Source organism: Eubacterium sp. MSJ-13 (assembly GCF_018918235.1).
Lineage (GTDB): Bacteria > Bacillota > Clostridia > Lachnospirales > Lachnospiraceae > Butyribacter.
The window spans coordinates 1-9,174 of sequence record NZ_JAHLQE010000095.1 but is presented as its reverse complement, the minus strand read 5'-3'; the positions used below and the strand labels follow the sequence as shown (position 1 = coordinate 9,174).

Below are 9,174 nucleotides of genomic sequence, written 5' to 3'. Positions count from 1 at the left end.
CATCATCAGCACCTAATTTTAGATATTTTACCTGTCTACTTGACAAGGGGCATATCATATCACATTCAGGGAAGCTGCTTTATTTTAATTTTATCACAATCTTAATACTTAACAAATCTGAGTACCACCGCCAGCACTACAATATACAACAAAACACTTAGATACGCCATCGCATCATTTTTGCCATATTTGATCGGTTTCATTTTTGTTCTTCCATCACCGCCATGATAACATCTTGCATCCATAGCAAGTGCGAGGTCGTTTGCTCTCCTTGCCGCTGATATGAAAAGTGGTATGAGGATTGGAAGCATTGCTTTTATCCTCTGGATAACATTGCCCGACTCAAAGTCTGCACCTCTCGCCATCTGTGCTTTCATTATCTTGTCCGTCTCATCGACAAGTATAGGTATAAATCTGAGTGCTATCGACATCATCATCGCAATCTCATGTACAGGTACTTTTATCTTGTTTAACGGTTTCAAAAGCTTTTCAAGTGCATCTGTAAGCTGATTTGGTGTTGTTGTGAGCGTCATAAGCGAAGAACCTATGATAAGAAATGTAAGTCTGAGTGCCATAAAAACCGAGCGTTTGACACCTTCAAGCGTAATAGTAAATACCCATGCTTTCACAAGCACAACCTCCCCCGGTGTCCAAAACAGGTTGAGTGCTGCCGTAAAAATAAGCATGAACATTATCGGTTTAAGACCTTTTACCATAAATTTAAACGGTACATGTGATATTTTTACAAGTATCGCAAAATACAGTGCCGCTATTATATATCCGCTAAACTTATTAAAGCAGAATAATGATATCAGATAAGCTAATGTTCCAACCACTTTTACTCTTGGATCAAGTCTGTGTATCACTGAGTCTGTCGCATAATATTGTCCAATGGTAATATCTCTAATCATCTGTGCCCCTTCATATACTTATTGTAAATAGCATCTGCCGCTTCCTCAGGTGTTATACATTCCTGCTCTATTCCTGCTCCCAAAGCATTAAGCTGGTGTATAACATTTGTTGCCTGCGGCACGCCAAGTCCGATTTCTTCAAGTTCCTTCTGATATTTAAACACTTTTCTCGGCTCTCCGTCAAGAACTATCTTTCCATCACTCATCACAAGCATCCTGTCAACATATCTCGCAACATCGTCCATGCTGTGTGATACAAGAAGTATAGTCATATCATTTTCCCTGTGAAGTTTTGCAAGGAGTTCAAGAATCTCATCACGCCCTGCTGGATCAAGCCCCGCCATCGGCTCATCAAGTATAAGTATCTTTGGTTTCATCGCAAGCACACCTGCTATGGCAACACGCCTTTTCTGACCTCCCGACAGTGCAAATGGTGACGCATCGAGCAGGTCATCACCTATGCCAACCATTTTAAGAGCCTCAAAAGACCTCATCTCCACTTCAAGATTGTCAAGACCGAGGTTTTTCGGTCCGTATTTTACATCTTCAATAACTGACACCTCAAACAACTGATGCTCCGGATACTGAAACACAAGTCCAACATTCCCTCTCAGCTCCTTCATCAGAAACCCTTTATCATAGATATTTCTTTCATTATAATAAATATTTCCTGATGTCGCTCTTTCAAGACCATTTAAAAGCTGCGTCAATGTCGATTTACCCGAACCCGTGTGTCCCACAAGACCGATAAACTCACCGTCATTAATCGTCAGATTTACATTGTCCAGAGCCTTCTTCTCCTCAGCAGTCCCTGCGGCATATATATAATTAACATTCTCAAGTCTTATTCCCATATCCGCCTCCAAATCACCACATGATACACATTCAATATATCTTTATAACTCTTGTTTACACTCATATAATTTTAACATACATCCACATAAAAATATATGCCAATACCGTTAATAGATTTTGAAACTACAATAAATAATGTTAGCAGGCATTTTTGTCGCCGTCAGCACTTAACCAGCGTACTTTGCTGGTTTATTTACTGCTACGAGCGACAACATAGCGAAAGCGTGCCTGCGGTATTATTTATTGTAGTTTCAAAATCACAACAACCTCTCTAAAAAACCTACAAGTTCCTCAGCACTCAATATATCTTTCGGTATATTCATCCCCTTTTTATTCAGTTCAAGTGCTATCTTTGTTATCTCTGGTATCGTAAGTCTGTACTGCTCAAGTTCTCCGGCTTTTGCAAATATCTGTCTCGGTTTTCCCTGCATCTGCACTTTTCCGCTATCCATAACATACACATAGTCTGCACCGACAACTTCCTCCATATAGTGCGTTATGAGTATTATGGTTATTCCCTCTTTTTTGTTAAGCTCGGTTATCGTATCTATAACCATCCTGCGTCCTACCGGATCAAGCATGGCTGTCGGCTCATCAAGTATTATACACTTTGGTTTCATCGCCATTATGCCTGCTATGGCAACTCTCTGCTTCTGTCCGCCTGACAGATGATTTGGTGAAGATTTCCTGTATGAATACATACCGACTGTTTTTAGGCTTTTTTCTACTCTCTGCCATATCTCCTCTGTCGGTACACCTATATTTTCAGGTCCAAATCCTACATCTTCCTCAACAACATTTGATATTATCTGATTATCCGGGTTCTGAAATACCATTCCGGCAGTCTGTCTTATCTTCAGATCATTGTTATAGTCAGAAGTATCCATTCCATTTACAAACAAAGTCCCCTCTGTCGGTACAAGAAGTGCATTCAAATGCTTTGCAAATGTTGATTTGCCTGAACCGTTCGCACCGAGCACAGCGATAAAATCACCTGCTTTTACCTTTATGTCAACACCGTCAAGTGCTCTCTTTATCTCGGTTATATCTCCATTTTCATCACGCCTTGAATACTCATGTACGAGCCCTTTTGCTTCTATCATATTTTCCATGCTGTCACCAACCTTTACATTGCGGTTATTAGTCTTTACATACAGATATATATTTTATCTTAACATTTTTGCATTTAAATCATCAAATATAGCCTGCTTTACTATAACATAAAACATCCTTTATTTTATATTATAGCAAAACAGGCTACCACATATGTGATAGCCCTATTTTATATTTTACTATATGAATTATACTAACTCAATAAGTACTTCCATAGCTGCGTCACCTTTACGCTGACCAATCTTTACGATACGTGTGTAACCACCGTTGCGGTCTGTGTACTTTGGTGCGATTTCATCGAGAACCTTAGATACAACATCAACTTTCTTTGTATCTTTTCTGCGGCTCTGCTTATCAGCAGGAACTTCTGTAACTGTGAAAAGAGTTTTCTGCATCTGTCTTCTTGCATGAAGTCTTGAAGGCTGATCTTTCTTAATCTCCTTCTCTACTTCGTCATAAACTGTAACTTTCTTACCGTCTACAACTTCTTTAACTCTCTTACCATCTTTATCTTTACGAGCTACCTTAGCAGTAACTTTCACTGTATCAAAATTATTGCACTCTTTTACGCCTAAAGCAATGATGCCTTCTGCAATCTTACGGATTTCTTTTGCCTTAGCTTCCGTTGTAACAATCTTGCCATAGTATAACAAATCTGTTACCTGATTACGAAGCAATGCTTTTCTCTGACTGGAAGTTCTTCCAAGTTTTCTATAGCCTGCCATGTGTGCTTACCTCCTAATTAATCTTCGCTTAAGTTAAATGAAAGGTTTAACTCTTTCAATTTAGCTATAACTTCTTCTAATGACTTACGTCCAAGGTTTCTAACCTTCATCATATCCTCAGATGTACGATTGCAGAGTTCACCGACAGTATTGATACCGGCTCTCTTTAAACAATTGTAAGAACGAACTGAGAGCTCAAGCTCATCAATGTTCATCTCTTTCACCTTGTCTTCAGTATTGTCCGGTTTCTCGGCAATAACCTGAATACTTGATGTTTTGTCTGAAAGATTGATGAATGATTTCAAATGGTCACTCTGAACCTTTGCTGCAAGACTGATTGCATCAATCGGCTCAATAGTTCCATTTGTATATACTTCTATTGTTAACTTATCGTAATCAGTTATCTGACCAACACGAGTATTCTCAATCTTGATGTTTACTCTCTCTACCGGTGTAAAGATAGAATCAATTGCAATTACATTGATAGGTAAATCTTCTCTCTTATTCTTATCAGAGCTGATATAACCACGACCATTTACAATTGTCATCTCGATATATAATTTGCAGTCAGGACCACCGCTAAGTGTAGCGATAACCTGATCCGGATTCATAATCTCGATATCCTGATCTACCTGAATATCTGCTGCTGTTACAACACATTCACCAGAAGCCTCGATATAAGCTGTCTTTGTCTCATTTGTCTCACTGTTATTTTTAATAGCAAGACTCTTGATATTCATGATGATTTCCGTAACATCTTCCTTTACGCCAGGAATTGCAGCAAACTCATGAACCACGCCGTCAATTTTAATATGACTAACGGCTGTACCCGGCAATGATGAAAGCATAATTCTTCTAAGAGAATTACCCAAAGTTGTACCATATCCTCTTTCCAGAGGTTCAACTACAAACCGTCCATATCTTTTATCTTCTGAAATCTCAGCTATCTCAATATTTGGTTCTTTAAAATCAAGCACTCTAAGTACCTCCTTTTGGGTGTTATGCTTTGCTGCCAGTTAATATTACTTAGAATATAACTCGACGATAAGCACTTCATTTACAGGAACATCAATCTGCTCTCTTGTAGGGATTTCCTTAACTACTCCTGAAAGTTTCTCATGGTCAGCTTCAAGCCACTCTGGAACGATTCTTCCATCAGTTACTTCAAGGATATCCTTATATCTCTGAGCACCTTTGTGCTTCTCTTTGATTTCGATAACATCACCTGGTTTTACTTCATATGAAGGGATGTTTACACACTTGCCGTTTACAAGTACATGCTTGTGATCGATGATCTGTCTTGACTCTTTTCTTGTACGACCATAACCCATTCTGAAAAGTACATTGTCGAGACGAAGCTCAAGGATAATCATGAGGTTTTCACCAGTTGTACCATACTTTAATTTCTGAGCTCTTGCAAAGTTGTTTCTGAAAGGCTTTTCTAAAACACCATAGATGAACTTTGCCTTCTGCTTCTCTTTGAGCTGAAGACCATATTCGCTCTGTTTTCTACCAGCTCTAGCATTTCTATTAGACTTCTTATCAAGACCAAGGAATGTAGGGTCGATTCCAAGACTTCTACATCTCTTGAGTACTGGAGTCATATCTCTTGCCATGTTTATTTCCTCCTATATAATAATACACAAAAATTATTCATCTCTATATCTGCCACTGTAGACAGACCGTTCTTAAAATCCTGTGGTAAATTCCACAAAAATCATACACGACGACGCTTTGGTGGGCGGCATCCGTTATGTGGTACAGGTGTTACGTCTCTGATGCTTGTTACATCGATTCCACATGCCTGTAATGCACGAATTGCTGCTTCACGACCAGAACCTGGTCCCTTTACCATAACATCTACAGAAGTTAAACCATGAGGTACTGCTGCTTTTGCTGCAGTCTCAGCAGCCATCTGTGCTGCATAAGGTGTAGACTTCTTTGAACCTCTGAATCCTAATCCGCCTGCACTTGCCCAAGAAATTGCATTTCCTTCAGCATCTGTAAGCGTAACTATTGTATTATTAAAGGAAGACTGAATGTGTGCCTGTCCATGTCCGACATTCTTCTTGACACGCTTCTTACTTGCCTTTTTTGCTACCTGTTTAGCCATTGTCAAACCCTCCTACTAGAATTTGTACATATTATCTATTATTTCTTCTTATTTGCGACAGTACGCTTTGGACCTTTACGAGTTCTAGCGTTTGTCTTTGTCTTCTGTCCACGAACTGGAAGACCTTTTCTATGACGAATGCCTCTATAGCATCCAATTTCCTGAAGTCTCTTGATATTCATAGCTATTTCTCTACGAAGATCACCTTCAACTGTCTGTGACTCATCGATCACACTGCTAATGCGCTTTACTTCGTCATCAGTAAGATCCTTAACACGTGTGTCAGGATTGACATTAGCTTCTGCTAAAATGCGGTTTGAGCTTACTCTACCAATACCATAAATATAAGTAAGTCCGATCTCAACACGCTTATCTCTTGGTAAATCTACACCACTAATACGAGCCATGTGTACTTTACACCTCCGTTAATTTTCTAGATTGTTAGTTAAATTGATTACAGTGCCATGCACTGTCAGCCGCTTTAAATTGTAATCTTATTGCATAGACTATTCCTTTTCAAACACCACTATGGTGAACAAATGTCGAGCTGCCTGCGAAATGGCAGCCGGTACTACGCCGCAGTCATCAATCTGCCGTTGATAAGACCAGCTCCAATTGAAATGACACAACCTTCCGCTGAAACAGGTAATCAGCCTGTCTACAATATCATGATACATATATAGTATCATAACGAACAGAAAGCAAGTTCTATATTATAACAACAGAAAAGCCAAAGTAATACTGCTTTGGTTTCTGTCAACTAATTAGCCCTGTCTCTGTTTGTGTCTAGGGTTTTCACAGATTATTCTGATCTTTCCCTTTCTCTTGATGACCTTACATTTTTCGCAAATTGGTTTTACTGAAGATCTAACTTTCACAGCAATAACCTCCTTTCATAAAGTCCATTTGCTATTTTATCATATTTTTTTTTATGATGCAAGCACTTTTTTCACTTTTTTCGTATATCCATATCATCACTATGTCATCAGCTAAGCAGCTTTGCCTCTCTTATCACAAGACTGTAATTTCTTCTCCAAACTGAGCCAAACTGTGAACTTGGCAGAGGACAGCCCCCGACACCTATCTCAAGTGTGATACTCGGCACTTTCATGTTATACATAGTGTATTCTCTCAATGCCCCAACACTTTTTCCGCCTTTTTCATAGCTTGCACTGCTTGCATAACCCGTAATGCTCCTAGCAAGATTATACATCCTTATCGTAGTACTTTTTGTAGTTTTCTTCATCCCTCTCCTGACGCTTCCAAATGCAATCGAACCCATTGCATGATAATTAACTGTACCTCTTAAGTTTGTATTCTTTTTCAATGTATTTATCAGTTTTACAATTGCCTTTGTCTCAGGCTCACTCTCAGCATATGGTCCCGAATATCCTGAACTTCCACGCCTGCCACCGTATCTGGCATGATAATTGTATTTGTAATTTCTGTTCAGGTCAACACCTCTTGCATTTGCCTTCCATGAAGAAGTATGGCCTGCACCCGGCATCTTGTAAAGTGCCTTGCGGAGTTTGCTGTCTCTTATCCTTGATATCCCAAACTGCGATATCGTGACCCCGTCAGGATTTGCCATCGGTATATAATGTATCGCTATCTTTTTTAATGTACTCTTTAATCTTACACCGTTTACACTTCCGTTATAATTTTTAAGATAACATTCTATCTGAGCCATGCAAAGCTGTGCAGTCATATATTCTCTTGCATGTATCGAGCTTACGACAAGCATTGTTTTTTTTGCATTTGGATTTCCTACTACAACATCATAAATATTTCTCTTATCATTTGATTTTCCTATGACATTTACCTTTACATAATCTGAATATGTATTTACAAGCTGTTTAAGGTCTCCACTCATCTCACTATAACTGTATTTCTGATGACCTGTACTTACAAAATCACGAATCTGAAAACTCTTAGCATTTGCATCCGTCTGAAATGTTTCTTCATTATATATAGCGTATGACTGAACATAATATCTGTATTTCTTTCCTGCTCTCACTTTATTATCAGTAAATTTCAATTTGTCTGTTTCAGCAAGTTTTTTATATTTCTCACCGTTTATCTTCTTATATATAATGTATTTCTGTGCACCTTCTGAACGATTCCAGTTTATTTTTACTTTCTTACTGTTAAGTCTTGTAAATCTGATACTATTCTTTTCAGGAATACATGCTACAAGTCTGTCTGTTCTCGCAATAGCAGCATCTTCACCTGAATATGCGACTACACAGAAAGTATATTCCTGTCCTCTGTTTATCGGTATCACAGCTTCTGTAGCATCATATACTACCGTTATGTTTTCACTCAATATATTACCATCATTGATGTCAGCAGTATCATTATAATCCAGACAATATACAAAATAACCTGCTGCCCCCTCATACGCATCCCAGCTTAATTTAACTTCTTTATCCCCGCTCTGTTTTATTAAAACATTCATTATCGGAAGGTCGGGATCGTAAATAGCTGAACCTGTTGCCGGAACCGGCTCTGAAATCTCGACTTCTTTCTTTAATGCTTTCTTTGCTTTTTTAACTTTACCGCCTGCTGCCTGCGTCTTTCTTGCTATGCGTATCTTCTGTGTTTTTACTGCTGCCTGTGCTTTCACTCCAAAACCGGCTGTCTGCTGTAAACACCCAAGCACGACTGCAAGCGTCAAAAGCATAGCTGTCAATTTTCTCCTGTTCTTCAACATTTATTGTCTCCTTATGTAATATCTGTTTTAATACCAAAATCATAACCACCGGCTTAGCCGGTGGTTTGCTCTGCCCCTATAAGGGGCTTTTTCCTGCTTGAGCCTCAAGGCTCATCGAAATTGTTCGCCTCACGCACTATATTCCCCTGCTAGTCCTAAAGGACTTTTATTTTTTGCTTCCTTTTACTGGCTCACCCGTAAACGGGTCGATATATTCTTTTAATGACATCTGATTATATATCATATCTTCCTGTAACTGATTTCTTATATATTCTTCAATTTTCTTTGCATTTTTTCCTACTGTATCTACATAATATCCTCTGCACCAAAAATGTCTATTTCCATACCTATATTTTAAATTTGCATGCCTTTCAAATATCATAAGAGCACTTTTTCCTTTTAAATATCCCATGAAACTCGACACACTCATACTTGGCGGAATTCTTACAAACATATGAATATGATCTGGACACCATTCTGCCTCTATTATTTCTACTCCTTTTCTTTTACATAACGATGACAAAATCTCGCATATATCCTCTCGTATCTTTCCATATATAACTTTACGTCTATATTTTGGTGCAAATACTATATGATATTTGCATTCCCATCTAGTATGTGATAATGTATTTTTATCCATTTGGATACCTCCTTTGATTTTAGTACGGTTGGCGAACCATACTTATTTAGGTAATTGCGAAACTCGCTAAGCTCGTTTGCAATCCTAATTGAAAACAAGGAAGA

The 9,174-nt window shown here is 38.5% G+C and carries 11 protein-coding genes; all 11 read right to left on the bottom strand.

What is annotated here, in order from left to right; translation table 11 throughout:
* Positions 1-101: 101 nt before the first annotated feature.
* The 11 genes from KQI69_RS05915 to tnpA all read right to left on the bottom strand — a co-directional run bounded on the left by KQI69_RS05915 (position 102) and on the right by tnpA (position 9,070).
* Complete coding sequence (locus KQI69_RS05915) at positions 102-911, bottom strand: energy-coupling factor transporter transmembrane protein EcfT (RefSeq protein ID WP_216564421.1); 810 nt, start codon at positions 909-911, stop codon at positions 102-104.
* Complete coding sequence (locus KQI69_RS05910) at positions 908-1,765, bottom strand: energy-coupling factor transporter ATPase (protein WP_216564420.1); 858 nt, start codon at positions 1,763-1,765, stop codon at positions 908-910. The genes KQI69_RS05915 and KQI69_RS05910 overlap by 4 nt, the downstream gene beginning before the upstream one ends.
* 258 nt (positions 1,766-2,023) lie before the next feature.
* Complete coding sequence (locus tag KQI69_RS05905; protein WP_371818747.1) at positions 2,024-2,878, bottom strand: energy-coupling factor transporter ATPase; 855 nt, start codon at positions 2,876-2,878, stop codon at positions 2,024-2,026.
* Between the two features lie 189 nt (positions 2,879-3,067).
* Complete coding sequence (locus tag KQI69_RS05900; protein WP_022224497.1) at positions 3,068-3,604, bottom strand: bL17 family ribosomal protein; 537 nt, start codon at positions 3,602-3,604, stop codon at positions 3,068-3,070.
* Positions 3,605-3,621: 17 nt separating this feature from the next.
* Positions 3,622-4,581: a DNA-directed RNA polymerase subunit alpha gene (locus tag KQI69_RS05895; protein ID WP_022224496.1), complete on the bottom strand. Its 960-nt coding sequence runs from the start codon at positions 4,579-4,581 to the stop codon at positions 3,622-3,624.
* Positions 4,582-4,626: 45 nt separating this feature from the next.
* A complete protein-coding gene (gene rpsD, locus KQI69_RS05890; RefSeq protein WP_022013713.1) occupies positions 4,627-5,220 on the bottom strand; it encodes a 30S ribosomal protein S4 in 594 nt (197 codons plus the stop codon).
* 101 nt (positions 5,221-5,321) lie between these two features.
* Complete coding sequence (gene rpsK, locus KQI69_RS05885; protein ID WP_022013715.1) at positions 5,322-5,717, bottom strand: 30S ribosomal protein S11; 396 nt, start codon at positions 5,715-5,717, stop codon at positions 5,322-5,324.
* A 38-nt stretch (positions 5,718-5,755) separates the two neighbouring features.
* Entirely contained in the window at positions 5,756-6,124 is a 369-nt protein-coding gene (rpsM, locus tag KQI69_RS05880) for a 30S ribosomal protein S13 (protein WP_216564418.1), read from the bottom strand.
* A gap of 357 nt (positions 6,125-6,481) precedes the next feature.
* Complete coding sequence (gene rpmJ / locus KQI69_RS05875) at positions 6,482-6,595, bottom strand: 50S ribosomal protein L36 (protein ID WP_216564417.1); 114 nt, start codon at positions 6,593-6,595, stop codon at positions 6,482-6,484.
* A gap of 107 nt (positions 6,596-6,702) precedes the next feature.
* Entirely contained in the window at positions 6,703-8,430 is a 1,728-nt protein-coding gene (locus tag KQI69_RS05870) for a M14 family zinc carboxypeptidase (protein ID WP_216564416.1), read from the bottom strand.
* A gap of 166 nt (positions 8,431-8,596) precedes the next feature.
* Positions 8,597-9,070: an IS200/IS605 family transposase gene (tnpA, locus tag KQI69_RS05865; protein WP_216564415.1), complete on the bottom strand. Its 474-nt coding sequence runs from the start codon at positions 9,068-9,070 to the stop codon at positions 8,597-8,599.
* Positions 9,071-9,174: the final 104 nt, after the last annotated feature.

Coding starts and splice junctions, on each gene's coding strand:
- rpsM (WP_216564418.1), bottom strand. CDS start 6,124: ATGGCTCGTATTAGTGGTGTAGATTTACCAAGAGATAAGCGTGTTGAG.
- tnpA (WP_216564415.1), bottom strand. CDS start 9,070: ATGGATAAAAATACATTATCACATACTAGATGGGAATGCAAATATCAT.
- KQI69_RS05910 (WP_216564420.1), bottom strand. CDS start 1,765: ATGGGAATAAGACTTGAGAATGTTAATTATATATATGCCGCAGGGACT.
- KQI69_RS05905 (WP_371818747.1), bottom strand. CDS start 2,878: ATGGAAAATATGATAGAAGCAAAAGGGCTCGTACATGAGTATTCAAGG.
- rpsK (WP_022013715.1), bottom strand. CDS start 5,717: ATGGCTAAACAGGTAGCAAAAAAGGCAAGTAAGAAGCGTGTCAAGAAG.
- KQI69_RS05870 (WP_216564416.1), bottom strand. CDS start 8,430: ATGTTGAAGAACAGGAGAAAATTGACAGCTATGCTTTTGACGCTTGCA.
- rpsD (WP_022013713.1), bottom strand. CDS start 5,220: ATGGCAAGAGATATGACTCCAGTACTCAAGAGATGTAGAAGTCTTGGA.
- KQI69_RS05915 (WP_216564421.1), bottom strand. CDS start 911: ATGATTAGAGATATTACCATTGGACAATATTATGCGACAGACTCAGTG.
- KQI69_RS05900 (WP_022224497.1), bottom strand. CDS start 3,604: ATGGCAGGCTATAGAAAACTTGGAAGAACTTCCAGTCAGAGAAAAGCA.